This window comes from Ruegeria sp. SATB027, from assembly GCF_059613825.1.
Genome location: NZ_JBXWTH010000067.1, coordinates 37,203 through 58,834 on the forward strand (window position 1 = coordinate 37,203; position 21,632 = coordinate 58,834).

The window sequence follows — 21,632 nt, forward strand, 5'->3', positions numbered from 1 at the left end:
ATGACCGACCTTCCAAATACAGCCAAAGCCGTCATCATCGGCGGCGGCATCATCGGCTGCTCGACCGCCTATCACCTTGCCAAGCTCGGTTGGACCGACACGGTGCTGCTGGAGCGCAAAAAGCTGACTTCGGGCACCACATTCCATGCTGCGGGTCTGGTGGGGCAGCTGCGTTCGAACGCCAATATCACTCAGCTGCTGGGATATTCAGTCGATCTGTACAACAAGATTGAAGAAGAAACCGGTCTGGGAACGGGTTGGAAAATGAATGGCGGTTTGCGTCTCGCCTGCAACGAGGAACGCTGGACCGAGGTCAAACGGCAGGCCACCACAGCCCATTCCTTTGGTCTGGACATGCAGCTGCTAACCCCGAAGGAAGCGCAGGATCTTTGGCCGCTGATGGATATCGGTGACGTCATCGGCGCGGCGTTCCTGCCCACCGATGGGCAAGCAAACCCCTCGGACATTACCCAGGCGCTGGCCAAGGGAGCGCGCATGGCAGGCGCGAAGATATTCGAGGATACCAAGGCCACCGATCTTGAAATCGAGAACGGCAAAATCCGCGCCGTAATCACTGAACATGGCCGTATCGAATGCGAAAAGGTGATCGTGTGTGCCGGTCAGTGGACGCGCGACTTTGCCGCCAAATTCGGCGTGAATGTGCCGCTGGTGCCTATGGAACACCAGTACATGGTCACAGAACCATTTGGCGTGCCCGGTGATCTGCCTACCCTACGGGATCCCGATCGGCTGACCTATTACAAAGAAGAGGTCGGTGGGCTCGTCATGGGAGGCTATGAGCCGAACCCTATCCCATGGGCAGTGAATGGAATACCAAAAGGTTTTCACTACACCTTGCTTGACAGTAATTTCGACCATTTCGAACAGATCATGGAGCTGTCGCTGGGCCGGGTGCCAGCGTTGGAGACCGCGGGGATCAAGACCCTGACCAATGGTCCCGAAAGCTTTACTCCGGATGGCAACTTCATTGTGGGTGAAGCACCAGAGCTGAAGAATTTCTTTGTTGGTGCTGGTTTCAATGCCTTTGGCATCGCCTCTGGCGGTGGCGCCGGAATGGTGTTGGCAGAATGGGCCGCCAAGGGCGAGCCGCCCTTTGACTTGTGGTCTGCCGACATTCGCCGTTTTGGCCGCCCGCATTTCGACACCGATTGGGTTCGCACCCGCACAGTCGAAGCATATGGCAAACACTATACCATGGCCTGGCCACACGAAGAACACGAATCCGGCCGGCCCTGCCGCAAGTCACCGCTATACGATTTGCTGAAGGATCAGGGCGCTTGCTTTGGTGAAAAACTGGGTTGGGAGCGCCCGAACTGGTTTGCCGACGCATCGCTGGGCGAAGCACCCAAGGACGAATACAGCTTTGGTCGCCAGAACTGGTTCGCTGCTGTTGGCCGTGAACACAAAGCGGCCCGAGAAGCGGCAGTGCTGTTCGATCAAACATCATTTGCCAAATTCGCGCTGAAAGGCCCGGACGCCTTGGCGGCGATGAACTGGATTTGTGCCAATGATGTGGACAAACCGGTGGGTGCGCTGGTCTATACCCAGATGCTCAATGACAAGGGCGGAATTGAATGCGACCTGACCGTGGGCCGTGTAGCGCATGATGAATTCTACATTGTCACTGGTACGGGCTATGCCACCCACGATTTTGACTGGATCAGCCGAAATATTCCGGACGGGCTGAACTGCCAGCTGTTCGATATCACCTCCTCGAACGCAGTGTTGTCGCTGATGGGGCCAAAAGCACGAGATATTCTGGCGGCAGTTACCCGTGATGATGTCTCGAATGATGGGTTCAGGTTTGGCACGATCCGGACAATCGGCATCGCGGGTTGCCCGGTCAAGGCGCTGCGGGTGACATACGTGGGCGAGCTTGGCTGGGAACTGCACTTGCCTGTCGAATACGCGCAAACAGTCTATTCCGCGCTGATGGAAGCAGGGCAACCGCAAGGGCTGGTTAATGCGGGCTACCGCGCAATTGAATCTCTTCGGCTAGAAAAGGGCTACCGGGCTTGGGGGTCTGACATCGGGCCCGATCACACACCGTTTGAAAGCGGTCTGGGATGGGCGGTGAAACTGCGCAAAAACATAAACTTCAAGGGTCGCGCGGCAAGCGAGAAGCAAAAGGCCGAGGGCGTCAAAAAGATGCTGGCCTGCTTCACCGTCGACCCCGATGTGGTGCTGTTGGGCCGCGAAACGATATACCGGGATGGAGAACGAGTGGGTTGGCTAACGTCGGGAGGCTATGGCTATACAACCGGCAAATCCATCGGTTACGGCTATGTCCGAAATCAGGGCGGCGTCGATGCAGATTTTGTTACGTCCGGCACGTATGAGTTGGAGGTTGCGACCCAACGTGTCTCCTGCGACGTGACACTTCAACCGCTTTACGATCCCAAAATGGACAGTATCAAATCGTAACATAAACCCCTGTTACCTAGATGAAGTTGGGGCAAATGTGTCCCAACCTCAATACCTCGGGAAACGTGGTTATTTTCCAGGTAAACCGAGAGGTGTCTCGGCAGGATTTACCGCCCAGATCACCAGGTTTCTGGCAGATTTGGAGTGCACAAGCACTTTTTTTCCAGTTCGCGCCGCGCAAAAGTCAAATACCCCGCCAGACTACATGCTCTGAAGAGGCTCAAGTCAGATGTTCAACTGCATGGATGACTTTGTTCGGTCCATTGCAACGAATGTTCTGAACTTTCGGATGTTCTTGTTCGAAAAGAACAACCGTTGGGTAAGCTTTTCATATTCGGACATATCTCGAACGATAACGATCAGAACAAAATCCACTTCACCAGTAACATAGTAGCATTGCTGAACCTCAGGGGCAGCATAGAAGCTTTTCTTGATTTCATCGATTTTTCCGCCAGTCTCGGTTTTTAGTTCGACTTCGACGAAAATGGTCAGCGGCAATCCCACTGCTGCCGGATCAATATGCGCTGACTGCGCGGCAATGACCCCCTCCGCCTCCATGCGTTTGATCCTCCGCTGCACGCTGGGTGCGGACAGATTCACGCTTTCACCGATTTGACGGTGCGGCAGCGTATTGTCCTGCTGCAACACCCTAAGAATCGCGAGATCGAAGCTATCCAGACTTCCTGATGAATATTTTTGTTTCACGGCGACCTCATGCAAGTTTGCCTCAAAATTACCAGCAACTCAGAGCGAAAACATCACTGACATTGAATTATATTTGCACCAACAATGGAAGGACCACAAAATGCTCGCAAACTTTGAGACAGTCGGAATTGAAAGCCATACAGCCAAGCCAGGCTTTGGCCATGCCGCCACAGCCACCTTACCCCGCGAGGGATTTGACCTCGCACAGAGGGAAATTCAAAGCTGGAGTGGGTACGAAAGAGCGCCAATGCCGTCTCTTCAAGGTCTAGCCGAAGCACTGGATCTGGGCGCAGTCTATTACAAGCATGAAGGGTTAAGATTTGGCTTGGGCAGTTTCAAAGCACTTGGCGGCGCTTATGCGGTTCTGCGAGTATTACAGCGCGAATTAACCAAAAAGACAGGCCGTGAAGTCACTGCCGATGAGATCCGAAACGGCACCCATACTGCCGGAATTGCAGACATAACCGTCATTTCGGCGACAGATGGCAATCACGGTCGTTCAGTGGCTTGGGGTGCCCAGCGCTTCGGCGCGCCATGCCGAATTTACATTCACAAAGAAGTAAGCGCATTCCGCGCCGACGCAATGCGCCAGCTGGGGGCCGAAGTGATCAGGATTGATGGAGATTACGACGCTTCCGTGGCACAGACCCGGACCGATGCAGCGGCACACGGTTGGTTGATTGTTTCAGATACTTCCTGGCCCGGTTACACTCAGGCACCTCTTGATGTCATGGCTGGTTACGGGGTCATGGCGCGCGAAATCGTGCAGGACTTGGCTTTGCCACCCACTCATGTCTTCCTTCAAGGCGGCGTTGGAGGCTTAGCGGCTGCCGTCACCGCGGTATTCCTCCAGGAATGGGAGCAGAATGCGCCGCGCTTCATCGTGGTCGAACCTGAATTGGCCCCCTGCCTTTTTGCAAGCGCCCAGGCAAATCGGCCTACAGCCGTCGAAGTAGGCGAAGAAACCATAATGGCTGGGCTATCCTGCGGCGCGCCGTCCGAATTGGCATGGAACGTTTTGGAAGAGGCCGCCAGCGGTTTCATGAAAATCCCGGACCAGCTTGTGGCACCGGCCGTCCGCCTATTGGCAAACGGCGCTTTCGGAGATGAGCCAATCGAAGCCGGAGAAAGCGCCGTGGCCGGTCTGATTGGCTTGATCTGCGCGTCATTGCGCACCGACCTGCGGCAACAATATCAAATTACGCCACAATCCCGAGTGATGTTGATCGGGTCAGAGGGCGTCACAGATCCGCATGTTTTCGACCGGATCATGAATGATAGCAACTGACTTGCGGAAATGACCCGGCGTGGTATTCCCCCTTGGTGGAAGACGCGCCCGGCTTCCACCTTCCGGCCACGCCGCAGGAGTTTACCGCTGTCCGGCCTGCAAGATACGCCTTTGTTCTTGGCCAATCATGCAGGTTCACTTCCTTTCGACAGTGAACCGCGTTCCCCAAGGGTCTGTCAGCTCTTGCGGTTGCAATACAGTCCCATCCGTCAACAGCACGATCTCATCCAAGCCGCTGCTGTCAGTTGGACGAGCTTTTGCACCATTGCTGTTCCAGACGTTGCCTGCAAAGTGATGGTGGTACCCACCCGAACTGTAGAACCCTGCTGAACCTTCGTGCAGCATGCGATCCTGCGCTAGATGTCGTGTCATGAATTCGTCGACCGCATTGATATCCCCGACCTGTAGGTGGACATGTCCGACCACCATATTTTCCGGAGCCCCGGACCAGTCTTGACGGGCCGCACCTGCAATGGCCTCCAGGTCCAGATGATGCGAGCCCATGCGGATATACTCTCCATCCATCTGCCATGTTTCAACAGGCCGGTCGGCGTAGATTTCGATCCCATTGCCTTCTGGATCGTTTAGATACAGCGCCTCGCTGACGTCGTGATCCGCCGCCCCGGTCAAAGGGATGCGGTTTTGTGCAGCATAGATCAGCCAGCGTCCCAGGTAATCGCGGTCCGGCATCAGAAAAGCTGTATGGAAAAGACCCGCCGCATGCGGATAGCGCCGCGCAGCACGGTCTTGGCGCAACTCGAGCAGAACGTTGTTTCCTGCGCCCAGTTTCAGGGTTTCGCCATCCCGCGCCAATTCCTCAAGGCCAAGCACTTGTTGGTAAAAGGTCCCAACAGTGTCCAGATTGTTCACAATCAGTGCCACACGGCCGATTGACACGGGGGCTTCGCTGCTTCTCATGCCATAGGCTCCTTTTCTGAGTTTCGAAACCCCCTTCCCATCAACCGCGCTGGCGTAGGCCCGCGTTCCCAGCATATCAGCGATCATCGCTGTACCGGCGGCGGCAGTCAAACCTCCGGCCATCCTGTTTAGAAATCCTCGCCTGTGCACATTGCCGGGTTTGATGGTCATGGGGTTTCTCCTGATCCTCAATACTCGAACACGCCGTTGGTGTTTGCGGATTCTCCGGTCTGCGCTTCTTCGATGTCCCAATGCTCAACGATGAAACCATTGTCATCAAAGCGGAAAATATCGAAAAATCCGATGCCCAGATCGCCCTCAATGTCGAGGTTGGTCTGCTTCGAATGAACCAGCACCATGTCGCCCATCGCAATAGTCTTGGCAATTTCTGTTTTTAGGCGCACGTTATCAGCAGCTAGTCCGGTCAAGTATTCTGCCAGAGCATCGCGCCCATCCGGCACGCTCGGGTTGTGCTGTATATAGTTCTCGGAGGAGATATACGCTTCGACCGCTGATAGATCACTTGGGTTTTCAAAGCTTTTCAGAACGGCGATGGCACGTTCACGGTTCTGCTCGATATTCAGATCGGAATAAACATCTGCGTTTGGCCCCTGAAACATAGTGTTTTCATTCGCCGCGCTATCGGGGACCTGCTGGTAGTGGTCCCAGTGTTCGACCAGTTTTCCGTCCTCGGCGCGCCAGACATCAACATAGACGTACTGGTCTCCGTTACTGCCGGTCCAGACAGAATGGATTGCAACATAGGAACCCTCGGCAAGCACACGGTAGAGATCCACCTGCACATCAGGATCGGCAGTCAGTTCACCGGCAACGGCCTTGATCAACTCAACCGGCCCGTCGCCATATGCGGTGGCATGCTGAACATAGGTATCGCCGATGTACTTCCCGAAATTGTTGAGGTTCCGGTAAACCAAAACATCCCGATAGAACCCTTCGGCCAGTTTGATCGAGGCCTGGGTTTGTGCGTCAATGCTTAGCTTATCAGCATGGAGCGGAGTGGAAAGCACCATAACCACAGCGGTTGCAGCAAAGAGGACGGATTTTCTAAACGGCATGGGTTTACCTTTTCGGTTGCATGTGGCGACCAGATAGAGATTTTCATTGATGAAAATAACAGAAAGGATAACCATATAACTCATGAAGAAAAACGATAATAAAGAACTCGGCGTCCGTTTGATACGCATGTTTGCCGCGGTCTATGACACAGGTTCGATCACGGCGGCGGCCAGACGTCTGGAGGTCACACAATCCACTGTCAGCCATGGATTGAACCGGCTACGCGGAATTGTGAAAGATGAGCTGTTTGTCCCTATGGGGCGCGGTATCTCTCCTACGCCGCGCGCAGCCCAGTTGTTTGCACAAGCGCAACATATTCTGGAGGCAGTGGACGCATTTACAGAACCCGCGCAATACGAGCCTCGTGATGACAGCGGCCAGTTTGTGATCGCCGCCAATGATTATGAGACCGAAATCGTGCTGAAACCCTTATTTCACGCGTTGCGACACCGCGCACCGAAGGTACAACTGCGCATTTGGCGCGCGCAGTCGCAACAAGACTGGGCCGAACTACTACGCAACGGGCAGGTCGATCTGGTGCTGGCGCCCGAGCTTACCGGAACCGAAGCCGACTTGATGCAGAAACTGATCCTGACCGACAATGATCTTTGCTATTTCGACCCTGACCACGTGACTGCTCCTGATACAATCGCGGCTTATTGCGCGTTGCCCCACGCGGTCATGATGCCCGGGCAACACGAACTTACCGCTATCGATTTGGCGCTCAGCCACCTGGAAAGGCACCGCCGCATCTCAGTGACGCTGCCTGGTTTCTCGGCAATCGCCTCTCTTATTCGCGGGACCAATACTATTGCGACTATGCCTGCGCGGTTAAAGGACAATATCTTTGCCGGCTTTGCTCATTGCAGCCCACCCGTCGACCTGCCACCCGATAGAATTGCGCAGATCTGGCACATGCGCCAGGCAGCGTCACCTCGCCACCAATGGCTCCGCGCGCTCATCTCGGAGATAGCGACCGCCCGATGAAGGGCAAAGAAACTTTGATTGCCATCTCTGAGATGGCGCGCAAAAGACGTGGTCCGCCGCATGCGGACCCTCCTTCCGACAACCGGAACCGATATCCTAACTGCGAAAGCGGAACGTTCACTGGAAACTTCCTGGCTGATCAACCGCCAGAAATTCATACAGCCCCCTGGACGTGCCGATGTGCACCGCGCTGGCGACCTAGGCTATCTGACCACCTGCCCATGTCTTCCAACAAACATGCAGACGCCTCGCAGTGGGTCTTTAAGGCGATGTGTTCGACATGCTCCCCAATCTCGCGCGCGTATTTTCATTTACGTCGCCCATCGCCATGCGCGCAAAGGCTTGCCGCCAGCCAGGGGCTAGGTCTGTCAGATTTGCGAGGGCTTCGGCATCCATGCGGGAAACTCGTCGTGTCAGGCGGGCGCGGGTCACGTGCTGCACGCTCCAGTCCGGATTGCGCCTTTCAATCAACGTTATTCGATCTCCTGCTTCGACCTCACCGGTTTCCAGAACACGGTAGTACCACCCAGTGCGACCCGTTTTCTGAAACAGGTAGGGCATCCTTTCATTTCCGGTGTGCAGTCCCAGTTTCCAGCAGGGCTGACGGCCCTGGCTGATTTGAACGATTGCCGTGCCCAGCCTCAGGATGTCGCCAATGCACAGATTTTCCTCGGTCAAACCGGTTGTTGAGATGTTTTCACCAAATGCTGCGGGCTCTGCGCCGGGGGGCAGCTGCCCCTCTCTCTGCCAATCCGCATAGTGATCCTGCGCATAATGGTGAATGGCTTTTTCTGCACCGCCATGCACGGTCAGGTCCGCCTGTGCATCATCTGAAAATCCAGTAAGCGAAATGACCTGACGCCCAGACACCCGATCCTTCTGAATGGCAGTGGGCGGCTTTGCCTCCCAGCGGTTCGTGACACAACCCAGGAAAATGCCACCTATCACTGTCGATAGTTCAGGAAGGGTCATTCAGGCCTCTTTGTGTTCAATACATATCTTTTCTTCTTCGCCACGCTCGAGGCTCACTTCCAGCAAGCTGCAGAAGCCATTTTCCTGACCTTTCTTATGATAGGCGCAGGTCATGCATTTCCCGAACGAGTGACCGCCATTCGCTGCCAATGCCAACATCAAGCTCTGAAGCAAACCATCCTTGAGAGCCACCTGAACGCTGGAGGGCAGATTGCCGATGGCGTCAGCAATCGGATTGGCCTCTGTCAAAACAGAGGCGCCCGCCTTGGACAGTTCGTACGAGATCGACCGCTGGTCAGATTTTTGTCGGTGCTCGGCAGCGTATCCCTTGCGCACAAGCGCTTTCAGTGTCTGGGACATCGTTCCGCGGGTTGTCCCAAGGTACTCAGCGACATGTGACGGTGAACGGGAAAACTGATTTGCCTCGGACAGGTACTCCAGCGCCGCCCTTTGTGTCGGGTTCAGGTCGCCCGTCCAGCCCGCAGCGGAATCTATCCGGGCAAGACGGTTGATAAGGATACGAATACTGTGGGCGGTTCTCATGCCCAACAAGTAGCGAGTCGAAATTAAAGTTGCAATATGTTTCTCCGTTTGGTAGCGAGTCGATATCACTTTACCGGAGATAAGAAATGGCACTCACCTGGAAATCACTTGCTGCAGTTGTGATCGGAGCTTCGTCCGCCGTCGCAGAAGGCGATCACGCGGTACATCAGGAGGGGGCTGTTATCTCTCCCGCTGATGTCGCCAAGGTGGCCGACTTTGACATCCTTGCAGCGCATGCGCATCGCAACGGCAATACCATTACGTTCCACATGACCACCAATGGTACTGCCGGGGCATCGGTGCCGGCAGGAACCGGGGCAGTAGGAGGGTCAGACGTCTGGTCCTATGTGTGGCCTACATCCCTGGATACGTCTGCAGTAGGTTTCGAAGTCGGCGCCGGCATCTTGGCAATGGCTGCAACCAGCCACCCGGATTTTGACGACACCCCGCTGTTTGATGAAAACGGCGATGGCGACCCAGCCAACGACGGTATCGAGTGGCACAGCCACTGGGTTGTTCTCGCCCCGACCGAAACTTGCGGCCCGGGCGCCCTTGCAGTGCGCGATATCCCTGAAGGGACGACGCCTAAGCTTCCTGCAACCTGGCCTGGATTCCCAATCTTCCTGGACAGCCCAGGGTTCACACCGCTGTTCGATGGTCCGGAAATTCAAGTCAAAGCCGGATTTTCCAACGACGTTCAGTTGGAAGGCATCGCTTATGATGGCGTAACCTCCGCTCTGCGGGTAAACGCCAACATTCACGCTCCGCTATTGTGCGTCACGGATGTTTTCGACATTGCCTCGGGCGACCTGAGCCTACCGGGCAAGCTTCAGTAACGATGTCAGCCGGTCGTCTCAGGCAGGCGGCCGACCTCTGAACAGGAGAGATCAATATGCAAGCACCTGAACTGCAGGTCAGTGAATGGTTCAACACTGACAAGAACTTAAAGCTTTCGGATTTCTTGGGTAAGGTTGTCGTCATTGAGGCTTTCCAGATGCTATGCCCAGGCTGCGTCATCCATGGCATCCCTCTGGCACAAGCTGTGCGGGAGCATTTTTCCAACGAACACGTCGCCGTAATCGGGTTGCACACCGTTTTCGAACATCACGACGCAATGACGCCGGTATCACTGAAAGCCTTTCTTCACGAATACCGTATCAGGTTTCCAGTGGCGGTCGACAAACAGGGCACCGGGCCTTTGCCGGAAACTATGGCGGCATACGGAATGCGCGGCACGCCCAGCCTTGTTCTATTGGATCAGTCAGGCAGGATTGCGGCACATCACTTTGGCCAGGTCTCTAAGCTGCAGCTGGGTGCAGAGATTGGAAGCCTACTTGCCAGCGAGGCTGCCGCTGTGGACGCAAGTCGGCAACCCAGCCAGGCCAGGCGTTGTGATGACACTGGCTGCGCTGTGTGAAACGGCGGCATACAGAGGGCAAACCTAAGCGTATCTACCTCCTCGGCGTGCGCGACATTGGTTCTCAATTTTCTCAGCTAAGCAAGACTGCCCAGGTTCCACATGTTCGTTTAGGCACGGTACCGCGCCCGTTTCAGACTTGCGTACCCGCGACAGCAATACGGCCGGATTATCTGGACTACGGCTTCACATCATTTGGGGGAAGTTTCGCGAACTCTGTCGTGTTCGACTGCAAACCTTGTCGCGTATGAGCGAGTGAACCCAGTGAATTTCTTACTAAATCCGTGTGATCGGCAAACTTCGTCGATACCTTGTTTCTTGCAATACTCGGGGAAAATGGCTGATGAAATTCATTCACATCACTGACATACACCTCGTCCGCGACTCCGGCCCGCTAAACGGCGGCTTTCCATCCCAGCGGCTGGACGCCTGTTTGGACGATATCCTTCGGTGGCATTCCGATGCGGCGTTCTGTGTCATCTCTGGAGATTTGGCTGAATTTGCTGAGGATGAGGCCTATCGGGCGCTCAAGGCGAAACTGGCCGCATTTCCGCTCCGCTCTTTTCTGCTGATTGGAAATCACGACGACCGAACTGTTTTCCAATCGGTCTTCCCGGATCATCCAAAGGATGCCAACGGGTTTGTCCAGCATCGGTTCGAAACGGATGAGGGTGTTTTCTTGTTTCTCGATTCAACCAAAGACGGGCGCGATGTGCATGAAGGGCAGCTTTGCCCTGCCCGGCTGGACTGGCTCAGGCAGCAACTGACCCAAGCCGAGGACAAGCCAACCTATGTGTTCCTGCACCACCCGCCCTTTGACCTTGGCATTCCCCTTGTGGACGAGATCAGGCTGGTCGAAGCGGACGCCTTTGCTGACGCACTCAAACACGGGCGCAACATTCGGCATGTGTTTTACGGCCATGTGCACCGCATGACCTATGTGAACTGGCGTGGCATTCCATTTACCAGCCTGCCCAGTCTCAACCATCAGATTCCGTTGAATGCGGCCAGTGTCGATGGCGAGTTCTGCGACGAACCTCCGGCCTACGGTGTCGTACAGATCGCCGAGGATCAGCTGACGGTGCATTTCAACACTTTCCTGCAACGCAACCCATTGCATCAGACCTGAGGTATGGAAGCCTATTGGATCGCATTGGTTCTGGTTTCGGCGGCAACCCACCCATTGCGCGACCTTACGCTGAAAGGGGTTGCGCATCCGGTGTCGTGCTATGTCGGAGTGTCTCTGACCTGGGTGATCCTGGCGGCGGTTCATACGCTGGTCATGGGTCAGGAATTGAGCCTGCCGCCTGAGACCTGGCCCTTTGTCGCAATCTCAGCCCTTGGGTTGACCTTCTACTACTACGGCACATTGTCGGCCCTGAGACGTGGGAACCTGTCGGTTTATTATCCGATTATCCGTTCGTCGCCGATTGCCATTGTCGCCTTCAGCTGGCTGGCCCTTGATCAGCATTATTCGTGGTTCACCCTGCTGGGGATCGCATTGGTCCTGCTAGGCAGCCTGATGATTCAGAAGTCGCCTGGCGGGCTGCTGCATGATCACAAAGCATTCGCGCTGGCAAGTATGGCGATGCTAGGATCTGCCGCTTATTCGCTAAGCGATGCCCAAGCGATGAAGCTGACCAATCCGGCACCTTTCCTGTTTTTCACCTATATTCTGGTGACACCGCTGCTTGCTGGCATCAGAGCCTGGGAAGATCGCCACTTGTCAGCCCCGTTTCTGGGGGTCGTGCGTGGCTGGGCGCAGGCACCGGTGCGGATCGCTTTTGCCGGGATTGCGTCCTATCTATCTTACCTGTTCATCCTGACCGCGTTCCAGCTTGGGGCCGAAGCCGCCACAGTCAGCGCGGTACGGCAAGCATCGATCCCGGTTTCAGTGACCCTCGCGGCGATCATCTTGAAGGAATCCCGTTTTCTGCACCGTATCGGCTGGGCAAGCCTGATCGCATTGGGAATCCTTTTGATTACGCTGTCCCGAGGTTGAAACTGTAGTCACTGTCTTGACGCGCTACGAACTCGTCCTTCGTTTACTAGCCTTGTTTGGGATCTCTCTGGACGTAAATAGCCGGTCCTGTAATGGCCGTGCAGGACAGAATCAAACGACTACACTGATGATCCGAAACACTCCATCTCTGGAACCAACGTGTAGATGCCATAGTCGCTCGGGCAGTGCAAATACGCCAACTCCTTGACGAAAAGGAACTTGGCAATCCTTAAGATCTAAATGCCGCTACGGTAGCCGATCTCCAGGTTTTCGCAGCGACAGCCTGCAACAGTCACCGGCCACTGATCCTGCCGAGCCACTCGGATGTCGCTTCTAGCCCTTGTCGCAGAATAGCAAACATATGCTCGATTTCGCTTTTTGTAATGATGAGGGGCGGTGAAAGTACACACATGTTGATCACGGGTCGTACAAGCAGACCGTGCTTCTGGCATTCCATATCGATACGACTGCCAATCTCATAGTCGCGCCCAAGCTCGCTCTGGGGATCGCCATCGACTGAGCACTGAACACACCCCATCAATCCCATCCCACGCGCATCGGCCACAATGTCAATCTGGCGCAACTGCTGCAATTGATCCTGAAAAATCGGGCCGACATTTCGAACGTGTTCGAGTATCTTTTCCCGCTCGAAAATCTCGATGTTTTTCAACCCGGCAGCCGCGCTGACCGGATGGCCCGAATAGGTGTAGCCATTCGAAAAGGTGGCATCTTTTCCCGCAACATCCGCTATCAGCCGATCTGAGATAATCGCGGCCCCCATCGGCGCATACCCGGATGTCATCCCCTTGGCGCAGGTGATTATGTCGGGCTGAATTCCAAAGACAGCCTCGGAAGCGAACCAATGACCCAATCGCCCGAAAGCCGTGACAACCTCGTCTGATATATACAGAACATCATACTTCTTGCAGATGTTCAGGCAGCGTGCGTGATAGCCGATTGGTGGCACGATGACACCGCCCGAAGCCAAAACCGGTTCAGCGATAAAAGCGGCAACATTTTCCGGGCCAAGTTCCACAATGGCGTTTTCGAGATCGGCAGCTTTCTCGTTCAGAAAGCTTTCATCGCTTTGACCGGGCGCGCGGTAAAGCGGGTTCACGTCCGGCAGGAAATGCGCCAGGTCGTCGGCCTTGTCGAGCCAAAGCCTGTCACGTTCTTTTCCACTGACGCTGGCTGCCAGATAAGTGCTTCCGTGATAGGCTTTTTGCCTTGAAATGATTTTCTTTTTCTCTGGCCGACCCATAAGGTTGTTGCGGAAATGGACAAACCGGATGGCTGTATCAACCGCGGTGGAACCGCCGGTTGTAAAGAAGACATTATTCAGATCGCCGGGCGCACGTTTGGCGATTTCGCGGGCGAACTGTGCCGCAGTCGAGTTGGTGTTGTTGAAGGGTGAGAAATAGGCAAGATTCCGGGCTTGCTCGGCCATTGCTTCGGCCATTTCCGTGCGCCCATACCCAATCTGGGTGCACCACATTCCCCCCGGACCGTCGATCAGGCGAGCGCCCTTTTCGTTTATCAGATGGATGCCGCTGGCACCTTCGATAAAGGTGCGGTCGTTTTCACCCAAAGCCTCCATCCCTTCCCACGGGTGCAGGAAGTGGTCGTTGTCCCATTGCTTGGCGTTGGAGTTATCCATGGCGGGCCATGCTTTCCGCGCTTAGTACAATAGGGAATTCTTCGCGCACCCGAGCGTCCAAAGCACCAAAATAATTAGGAAAATGGCTGTCGAGGATGGAATTCGCCTTGTTGCGGGCGCGGTCCAGCAGATCCGTTTTCCCCTCATTCTCCCAAGTGTCCGTACGCTCGCGGTCCATCAGCTGTGGGTAGACAAATTCGCTGTTCATATAGCTCAGCGTGTGCGGATTGCCGAGGAAATGACCCGGATCTATGGCACATTGGTGGATCACATCCACCGCCATGGTTTCATCAGTAACCTCTATCCCACGCAACGATCGCAGGATCATGCCGCCCGCTTCGTCATCGATGACCATGCTTTCAAAGCTGCATCCCATCAGGCTACCGATCATGCCACCAAACTCGCACAGGCGATTGGCACCGGCATGCGCTGCAAGGGTAAAGGTCAGCGCCTTTTCCAACCCGTATTGCGCATCAGGTATTTTTGCATCGGTCATACCTGCGCCCACCGAAGTGGGAAGGCCGTAAAAGTTGCCCATCTGAATTGCTGCGGCACCGATCAGCGCCTGTTCGCCACTGCCACCGGTGAAAGACCCGCTGCGCAAGTCCGTAATGAAGGGCCAGGCCGCAAAGCAGATGGGGCACCCCGGCGTGATCAGATTAACGATGGCAACACAGGCAAGTGTTTCGGCGACGGTTTGAACCAGCGTTCCCGCAAGCGTCGCTGGAGCCGTGGCCCCGGCTTGAGGCGGCACAGCCAGATCGACAGTCAGGCCCAGCTTGGCAGTATCGATCAGGATTTCCATGTTTTCCTTGCCGATCCGCAAGGGGGAAACAATGGGGCAGCCGCCGAATATGACGCTTGGCTTTTTCAGGAAAGCCCCCTCGCCCCCTTGAGCCAGATCAAACATGCGGATGGCATGTGGAATGTGGCTGCGGTCACGGAACGTCAGGCAAGCGGGTTTTTGGCTGCCTGCAAGCATGGCATAAATGGTGCTCATGTCATGAGTGAAGTCATCGGTCACATCCGTCGCCAGAACCGTGTCGCCCAGCATGTGGATGTTTTCCAAACAGTCGACCAGGCGGGTGAAATCATAAACATCACGCAGAACCGACGGACGATAGGTTTTGGTTTTGGAATCGAATGTTGTCACGGCGGTGCCGGAATTGGCGAAATAGACGCTTTCTGCCGTGCAATGCATGTCGTCCTTACCTTCGCGCTCCCCTCGGGCATAGACGTAAAACTCCTTGGCGGCACCTGCCAGGATGTCCTCCATCAGGGCGCGTGGGAAGCACAGCCGGTTGAGGTCACTCAGCACTGCACCTTTGGGAAGCACCAGCTCAAGCAACTCCGGGAAATGGTCGGTAATTCCGGTTTGTTCCAGGACGGTCAAGGCCGCATGATGGATGTTCTCCATATCGGTCTGAGTCAGCGGTCTATAGCGCCCGCCGCTCAGACCCCCGCGTACGGCTTCGTTACCCGTGGTCGTCTGTTGTACCTTCAGACGCGCTGCGCGCCCCCCGCCCCCGCGACGACGTGAACGGGGTGCTTCATTGGTGCTGTTCATGTTGCATCCTCTGCCAAATCAATAATCTCACGGCGAAACCAGTCTTTGTCTGCATCGGCCTTTGGGCGCTCGAAATCGCGGGCGGCGCGATGACCTGCAAAAACCGCGTCTGCGATCAGCCCCGGCGACGCGGCATCACCAATGAGGTCCAAGGTCTTCAAACCGGCTCCCTTCAGGCTGTCGAAAAGGGCGGTTTCACGCTGGCGCTCGGTCACCAGAACCGTTGAGGCGCACGGGATTTCAGTTTCGCGGCCTGTAAAGACACAGCCGATCCGCACCGCGTCGCTCTGAACCGCCGTAAGCACTTGATTGCAGCGGATATCGACCCCCAGTTCGATCATGCGGGCCTGGATGCGGGACTGTTCCAATGTGTGAACGGCGTAGGCTGAAACCAAACTCTCTGGCGTGGCAAAAATGACCTGATATCCGGCTGCCGCAAGTTTTTCGGCAATCACTCCCGCCAGATAGATATGATCATCATCATAGATCATCACCGGGCCGTCCAGGGGCAGAATCCCATTCATAATGTCACCAGGCGTCAACACCTTGGCATCCGGCGTGATCGTGGGCAGACGGCGCTGCGTGTTGCGTCCCACGCCGTCTGCGCGCCAATGGCTGCCGGTTGCAACAAAGACATGCTCGATGCCAAGCTCGGCGACTTGTCCGGCTTCGAGCTTGCTGTCAGTGAATAACTGAACGTTGGCCCGCTGTTTCAGATCGTTCAGGCGATAGTCAACCACGCGCGACCAGGCGGCGAGGCCGGGAAGTCTGCTTTCCCTACCTACCCGTCCACCAAATTCGGCCGAGGCCTCGGCCAGAGTCACCTGATACCCGCGCCGTGCCAATTGCATGGTGCATTCCAACCCCGCAGGTCCGCCGCCGATGACCAGCACTTCGGCCTCGCTTTTTTTCGGCGCGATGATCTCGGGGTGCCAGCCACGGCGCCATTCCTCGCCCATCGTTGGGTTTTGCGTGCAACGGATCGGAATACCCAGATTGTCCGACGACACGCAGATATTGCAGCCGATGCATTCGCGGATTTCGTCGATCCTGCCTTCCTCGATCTTTTTTGGCATGAAAGGGTCCGCAATGGATGGCCGCGCGGCACCGATGAGGTCGACAATTCCCTTTTTGACCATCGACAGCATCATGTCCGGGGACGTAAGTCGGCCAACGCCAACAACAGGTTTTCGGGTGATCTGTTTGACGTGGGACAGAAACGCATTCTGATAGCCATCTTCGGGCTGAAAACGGGTCGTTGCGCTGTCATTGGACCAATCCGCGACATTCACGTCCCACAGGTCGGGAAGATCGGCCAATAGCTCAACAACCGCGCGGCCTTCTTCTGCCGCCTGCATACCGTCGGCGCCCATCATCTCGTCAATGGCAAAGCGGAACGCCACGGCACAGCTGTCGCCTATGGCATCGTGGGTGTCTTCCAGCAACTCACGGGTCAGCCGCACGCGGTTTTCAAGCGACCCCCCATATTCATCGCTGCGTTGGTTCATATGGGCCAACATGAAATGTTGCGCCAATGTCATGTTGTGCCCGGCATAGACATAAACGATGTCAAACCCGGCCTCTTTCGCGCGCAGGGCCGCGTCGCGGTGCCAGCGGCGGAGTTCCCGGATATCGGCCTTGTCCATGGCCTGCGCGTGCTTTGGTTGCGTCGTATCCACAGACATCTCGGACGGTGCAAGAACCGGAGCGCGGGTTAGCAGGTTTTGCGCGTGGTTGCCGTTATGAACCAACTGTATGGCCGCCAACGCGCCATGTGCATGCACTGCATCTGTCATCAGCCGCAGCGCAGGCACATCGCGTGCGTCCCACAATCGCCCTTCGGGGAACGGGGACAAGTCCGAGGTCGGATGAATCTCGGTCTCCTGATTGGACACCACCGCCCAGCCACCTTCTGCTTTCATGCCCCGTACGGCAGCGTCCGCACGCGGCCTGAGATGCCCCATCCCGGTGCAATGCGGCACCTGATAAAAGCGGTTTCTGGCTGTGACGGGCCCGATCTGGACCGGTTCGAAAAGCAGAGCATATGGGTTCGCGTTCGACATAATCACGCGTTTTCCTGTATTTGAGTTCCGGAGCCTTAAGGCTCCGGATAGTGGGTTATGTTAGAAGCCGGCTTTGATCCGCTCGAATTCGGCCAGCATCTTCGCCTCAAGCTCGGGGTTCACAGCATCAAAGAACAAACTGCCCTCGAAAAAGCTTTTGGGATCGGAAAAACCATAGGCTTCTATGCTGCCCTGATCGGCGATTTCGAAAGCTTTTGCGTTGGAATGCGGGTAACCCCAGTTGTCGATGATGTACTGACCACTGGCAGGGTCCGTAAGCGCGTTCAAAAGGTCATAGACCTGATCGACCGGTGTCGTGGACGATTTCAGATGCACATAGCCACACGCCCAGGTCGCGATGCCCTTGTCCACGTTGCGCATCATGGCCGCGGGCACTTCGTTCCAGATCAGGTTCAGTTCGGACTGGTTCCAGGCCCACCCCATTTCGATCTCGCCACTGGTCATGGCCTGGTCAAACTGACCCGCATCGGACCAGTAAAAACGCATATTCGGGTGGATCGAGCGCAGGAAATCCGATGCTTCCTTGAATTGTTCATCGCTCAGGTTGGTGTAGTCATCCGCGTTTCCGGTGGCCAGCGCGGCCAGGGCATAAGCAGACGATGCGGCGTCCGGGATGGCGATTTTGCCTGCATAGGCCGGGTCCGCCATCAGTTGCAGTGAGATGTCATCCCCTGATATCTTGTCGGTGCGATAGATAAGACCTGTGTTCCCCCATTCGAACGGCAGCATATAAAGCTGGCCGTCCAGAACGATGGCGTCGACCTCTTTGATCTCGGGCAGCACATCCGCCCAATTGGTCAGCTTGCTTTCATCCAAAGGCTGAATCAGATCAGCTGCGACCCATTTTCTGACCGCGTCAGAACAAGGATGTGCCAGATCAGCGGTAAAACCGGAACTCAGCTTGGTAAAGGCTTCTTCCTGGCTTCCGAAATAGGAATAGCTTGGCGCTTCATCCCCGTATTTTTCCATGTAGCTGGCAAAGAATCCGGGATCTTCATATCCCGACCAGTCAAAAACCGTCAGATCGGCGCCACCTGCACTGGCACTGCCTGTCGTTATTGCCGTCGCACACGCGAAGGCCGCAATTCCCTGAAGTTTCATTCTATCCTCCCTCTGTTTTATTCCGAGATCGTACCAAGATCGATCACGCTAGCCGCCTGAAGCCCCAACCAAACGACATCGCCGCGTTTAAAGTCGACCGTGTGGAAATAGTTCGGAACCGAGACCGAGATTGGTTTCTCGGCCCCAGCCACTTGAATGTGGTAGTGAATATTCTCACCGTAGAAGGCGACGTTGCTGACAGTGCCCTGAACCGTTGATGGGTAGTCTTCAGGCCGGTCCACAGCAATCTCCAGCTGTTCCGGTCGAATACCGATGTTCATGTTTCTGGCGCTGGTCGCCACATTGGGGTTTCTCTCGATTTCCATCCGCCCGAAGGCAGCCGCATCAATTGACAACACGTCACCGCTTTCGCTCAGTAACCGGGCCGGCAATATGTTCATCTCACCGATGAAGCTGGCCACTTGTTGATCACAGGGACGGGCATAAAGCGTCGTTGGCGTGTCCACTTGTTTGAGTTGTCCGTTGAACATCACGCCGATACGGTCGGACATGGTCATCGCCTCGTACTGGTCATGCGTGACCATCACAAAGGTAATGCCAAGCGACTGTTGCAGATTGCGCATTTCAAACTGCATCTGTTCGCGCAGCTTCTTGTCAAGCGCTGACAAGGGTTCATCCAAAAGCAACACCTTTGGCCGCATGATCAGCGCGCGGGCAAGTGCCACCCTTTGACGCTGCCCGCCCGACAACTCGCTTGCGCCGCGATCCTGAAGACCACCCAGCTCGACCATTTCCAAAGCTTCGGCGACGCGCTGGTCGATCTCGGCCTTGGGCGCTTTACCCCGCAACCCGTAGGCTACGTTGTTCCCGACATTGAGGTGTGGGAAGATTGCGTAGCTTTGGAAGACCATGTTCGTCGGACGGTTGTTGGCCGGCACTCCTTCCATATCCTGACCGTCAATCAGCACCTTCCCCCTGGTGGGTTCCTGAAAGCCCGCGATCATGCGTAAAACCGTGGTCTTGCCACATCCCGAAGGACCGAGGAGCGAAAAGAACTCACCCTCTCTGAGGTCAAGGTTTATTCCGCTCGCAGCCACAAATGTTCCGTAGCGCTTTTCGACGTCCCTGAGCTCTATGATGTTTCTGTTTGTCATCGGACCTCTGATGCGGATGAACGGCGGCGGAAGTATTCGGCCAGAACCAGAAGCAGAACCGAAGTCAGCAGCAGGATCGACCCCAGCGCCAACACATTTGGAAGCTTGGCGGGGAAACGGATCTGGCTCCAGATGTAAACCGGCAGGGTTGGCTGGTTGCCGGACAGGAAAAAGGCAAGGACGAATTCATCGAAACTGACGGTGAATGTGACCAAAACACTGGCTACGATACCGGGGGCGACGACCGGCAGCGTCACGCGGCGGAAGGTTTCGAACACACCGACGCCCAGATCGTAAGATGCTTCCTCCAGTGATGCGTCGAAGTCATCAAAGGCGGATTTCAAGATCGAGACAGAGAACGGCAGCGCGAGAAACGTGTGGCCCAGAATGACGGTCAGCAATGACGGCTTGAGACCAAGAAACAGAAACAGGACCAGCATTGAAGAGGCGACGATAATACCTGGGATCACCAAAGGCAGCATCACCAGACCTTCTGCCGCGCGTTGACCCCGAAAACGGTACCGAACAAAGGCACGGGCGGCGAACAGCCCCATGGCGGTCGACAGAAGGGCAACAACAGTTCCGACGGCAAGCGAGTTCCAAAGCGCCTGGATCAACGTGTCCTGCTCGCCTAGCTTTCGATACCAGTCCAGTGTCCAGCCCTTGATCGGGAACGCAACGATTGTGCCGCTATTGAACGAGAACAGAGGCAGGAACAGAACCGGCAGGTACAGAAACAGCAGATACAGGAACGCATAGGCTGTCAGGGTCGAAGGACGTCTCATCTGATCCGCTTCCCCAGCTGCGTCGCGGACATGACAAACACGATGGCCACAAAACCCACCGAAAGCATTGCGATCAGCGACAGCGTGGCCCCAAGGGGCCAGTTATTGGCGGCCCCGAACTGCACCTGAATAAGATTGGCGATCATCTTCCCGTCTGAACCACCAACCAAAGCCGGGGTCACATAATCACCGACGGTAGGGATGAAGATGATCAGGCAGGCAGCAATGATACCTGGGATCGTCAGCGGCAGGGTCACCCGCATGAAACGTTGAAAAGGACTGTTCCCAAGATCTGTTGCAGCCTCAAGAAGGCTCGGATCGATCTTTTGCAGTGAGACATAGATCGGCAGGATCGCAAATGGTGCCCAGGCATGAGCGAGCGTCAGCACGACTGCGAATTCGTTGTAGAGCAGGAAGTCGAGAGGTTCGCTGATCAAACCCAGCGCCAGAAGCGCAGAGTTCATCACGCCATTGAACCCCAGAATGAGCTTCCAGGCAAATACGCGCAGCAGATAGCTGGACCAAAACGGAATGGTGATGAGCAGAAGCCAGATGGTCTTTTTCTGGGCCTTCATCGCGATAAAATACGCGATGGGATAGGCCAGCGCGACGGTGACTATGGTCACCGCTCCGGCAATCCAGATCGACCGAAGCATCAGGTGCCGGACCAGCGGATCCGCAAACGCATCGCTGTAATTCTTCAGTGTCGGTGTCTTGTCGAGCGTCACATAGGTTTGGGTCCAGAATGAATAGGCAATCAGGATCACCAATGGCGCCGCGACCAGAAAGCCCACGTAAGCCGTGGCTGGCGCGCTGAGGGTATATCCCCGGGACGCTTCGCTGCGAAAGATCACCCAACCTCCCTTCCCGCAATTCACGAGTCACTAATGGACGATCGTCCATTAAATGTTGCGCCAGAATGGCCTTTCGTGTCAATATTCCTGTGAGCTACCTCTATGAGACATTCAC

The 21,632-nt window shown here is 55.7% G+C and carries 19 protein-coding genes; 7 read left to right on the plus strand and 12 right to left on the minus strand.

From position 1 onward, the window contains the following. Entirely contained in the window at positions 1-2,445 is a 2,445-nt protein-coding gene (locus AC2FPW_RS17185) for a GcvT family protein (protein ID WP_496814716.1), read from the plus strand. 225 nt (positions 2,446-2,670) lie between these two features. On the opposite strand, the gene AC2FPW_RS17190 is transcribed toward AC2FPW_RS17185, so the two are convergent. Then, entirely contained in the window at positions 2,671-3,165 is a 495-nt protein-coding gene (locus AC2FPW_RS17190; RefSeq protein WP_496814717.1) for an Lrp/AsnC family transcriptional regulator, read from the minus strand. A gap of 85 nt (positions 3,166-3,250) precedes the next feature. Between AC2FPW_RS17190 and AC2FPW_RS17195 the strand changes: the two genes are divergently transcribed. Beyond that, complete coding sequence (locus AC2FPW_RS17195; RefSeq protein ID WP_496814719.1) at positions 3,251-4,438, plus strand: diaminopropionate ammonia-lyase; 1,188 nt, start codon at positions 3,251-3,253, stop codon at positions 4,436-4,438. A gap of 135 nt (positions 4,439-4,573) precedes the next feature. Here the strand turns inward: AC2FPW_RS17195 and AC2FPW_RS17200 are convergent, their stop codons facing one another. Both AC2FPW_RS17200 and AC2FPW_RS17205 read right to left on the minus strand, forming a co-directional pair. Then, a complete protein-coding gene (locus AC2FPW_RS17200; RefSeq protein WP_496814721.1) occupies positions 4,574-5,527 on the minus strand; it encodes a VOC family protein in 954 nt (317 codons plus the stop codon). Between the two features lie 17 nt (positions 5,528-5,544). Beyond that, positions 5,545-6,561: a nuclear transport factor 2 family protein gene (locus AC2FPW_RS17205; RefSeq protein WP_496814723.1), complete on the minus strand. Its 1,017-nt coding sequence runs from the start codon at positions 6,559-6,561 to the stop codon at positions 5,545-5,547. On the opposite strand from AC2FPW_RS17205, the gene AC2FPW_RS17210 reads away from it, so the two are divergent. Then, a complete protein-coding gene (locus AC2FPW_RS17210; protein WP_480483489.1) occupies positions 6,515-7,420 on the plus strand; it encodes a LysR family transcriptional regulator in 906 nt (301 codons plus the stop codon). The genes AC2FPW_RS17205 and AC2FPW_RS17210 overlap by 47 nt on opposite strands. Positions 7,421-7,681: 261 nt before the next feature. On the opposite strand, the gene AC2FPW_RS17215 is transcribed toward AC2FPW_RS17210, so the two are convergent. Together AC2FPW_RS17215 and AC2FPW_RS17220 are read right to left on the minus strand one after the other, a co-directional pair. Then, on the minus strand, positions 7,682-8,392 hold the full coding sequence (locus AC2FPW_RS17215) for an MOSC domain-containing protein (RefSeq protein WP_496814725.1): 711 nt from the start codon (positions 8,390-8,392) through the stop codon (positions 7,682-7,684). Next, on the minus strand, positions 8,393-9,028 hold the full coding sequence (locus AC2FPW_RS17220) for a MarR family winged helix-turn-helix transcriptional regulator (protein WP_496814727.1): 636 nt from the start codon (positions 9,026-9,028) through the stop codon (positions 8,393-8,395). Here AC2FPW_RS17220 and AC2FPW_RS17225 point away from each other — a divergent pair. The 4 genes from AC2FPW_RS17225 to AC2FPW_RS17240 all read left to right on the plus strand — a co-directional run bounded on the left by AC2FPW_RS17225 (position 9,022) and on the right by AC2FPW_RS17240 (position 12,354). Beyond that, positions 9,022-9,771, plus strand: coding sequence for a hypothetical protein (locus AC2FPW_RS17225; RefSeq protein WP_496814728.1), 750 nt, complete (start codon positions 9,022-9,024; stop codon positions 9,769-9,771). The genes AC2FPW_RS17220 and AC2FPW_RS17225 overlap by 7 nt on opposite strands. A 56-nt stretch (positions 9,772-9,827) precedes the next feature. Beyond that, positions 9,828-10,352 carry a peroxiredoxin family protein gene (locus AC2FPW_RS17230; RefSeq protein ID WP_496814729.1) on the plus strand — a complete coding sequence of 175 codons (525 nt, stop codon included), beginning with the start codon at positions 9,828-9,830 and terminating at the stop codon, positions 10,350-10,352. Positions 10,353-10,695: 343 nt separating this feature from the next. Then, a complete protein-coding gene (locus AC2FPW_RS17235) occupies positions 10,696-11,481 on the plus strand; it encodes a phosphodiesterase (RefSeq protein ID WP_480546016.1) in 786 nt (261 codons plus the stop codon). 3 nt (positions 11,482-11,484) lie between these two features. Then, positions 11,485-12,354, plus strand: a complete 870-nt coding sequence (locus AC2FPW_RS17240) for an EamA family transporter (protein WP_496814730.1) — start codon at positions 11,485-11,487, stop codon at positions 12,352-12,354. 292 nt (positions 12,355-12,646) lie between these two features. Here AC2FPW_RS17240 and AC2FPW_RS17245 read toward each other — a convergent pair whose 3' ends face one another. The 7 genes from AC2FPW_RS17245 to AC2FPW_RS17275 are packed head-to-tail and all read right to left on the minus strand — an operon-like array spanning position 12,647 to position 21,517. Then, positions 12,647-14,011 carry an aminotransferase gene (locus AC2FPW_RS17245; protein ID WP_496814731.1) on the minus strand — a complete coding sequence of 455 codons (1,365 nt, stop codon included), beginning with the start codon at positions 14,009-14,011 and terminating at the stop codon, positions 12,647-12,649. Then, the gene (locus AC2FPW_RS17250) at positions 14,004-15,578 is read right to left on the minus strand and encodes a trimethylamine methyltransferase family protein (protein ID WP_496814732.1); all 1,575 of its coding nucleotides are present in this window, start codon (positions 15,576-15,578) and stop codon (positions 14,004-14,006) included. Before AC2FPW_RS17250 ends, AC2FPW_RS17245 begins: the two co-directional genes overlap by 8 nt. After that, positions 15,575-17,641, minus strand: a complete 2,067-nt coding sequence (locus tag AC2FPW_RS17255) for an FAD-dependent oxidoreductase (protein WP_496814733.1) — start codon at positions 17,639-17,641, stop codon at positions 15,575-15,577. The genes AC2FPW_RS17250 and AC2FPW_RS17255 overlap by 4 nt, the downstream gene beginning before the upstream one ends. 60 nt (positions 17,642-17,701) lie before the next feature. Next, positions 17,702-18,763: an ABC transporter substrate-binding protein gene (locus AC2FPW_RS17260; RefSeq protein WP_480483509.1), complete on the minus strand. Its 1,062-nt coding sequence runs from the start codon at positions 18,761-18,763 to the stop codon at positions 17,702-17,704. A 17-nt stretch (positions 18,764-18,780) separates the two neighbouring features. After that, entirely contained in the window at positions 18,781-19,878 is a 1,098-nt protein-coding gene (locus tag AC2FPW_RS17265) for an ABC transporter ATP-binding protein (protein WP_480911375.1), read from the minus strand. Further along, the gene (locus AC2FPW_RS17270) at positions 19,875-20,663 is read right to left on the minus strand and encodes an ABC transporter permease (RefSeq protein ID WP_480588105.1); all 789 of its coding nucleotides are present in this window, start codon (positions 20,661-20,663) and stop codon (positions 19,875-19,877) included. The genes AC2FPW_RS17265 and AC2FPW_RS17270 overlap by 4 nt, the downstream gene beginning before the upstream one ends. Then, entirely contained in the window at positions 20,660-21,517 is an 858-nt protein-coding gene (locus AC2FPW_RS17275; protein WP_496814734.1) for an ABC transporter permease, read from the minus strand. Before AC2FPW_RS17275 ends, AC2FPW_RS17270 begins: the two co-directional genes overlap by 4 nt. Positions 21,518-21,632 lie beyond the last annotated feature (115 nt).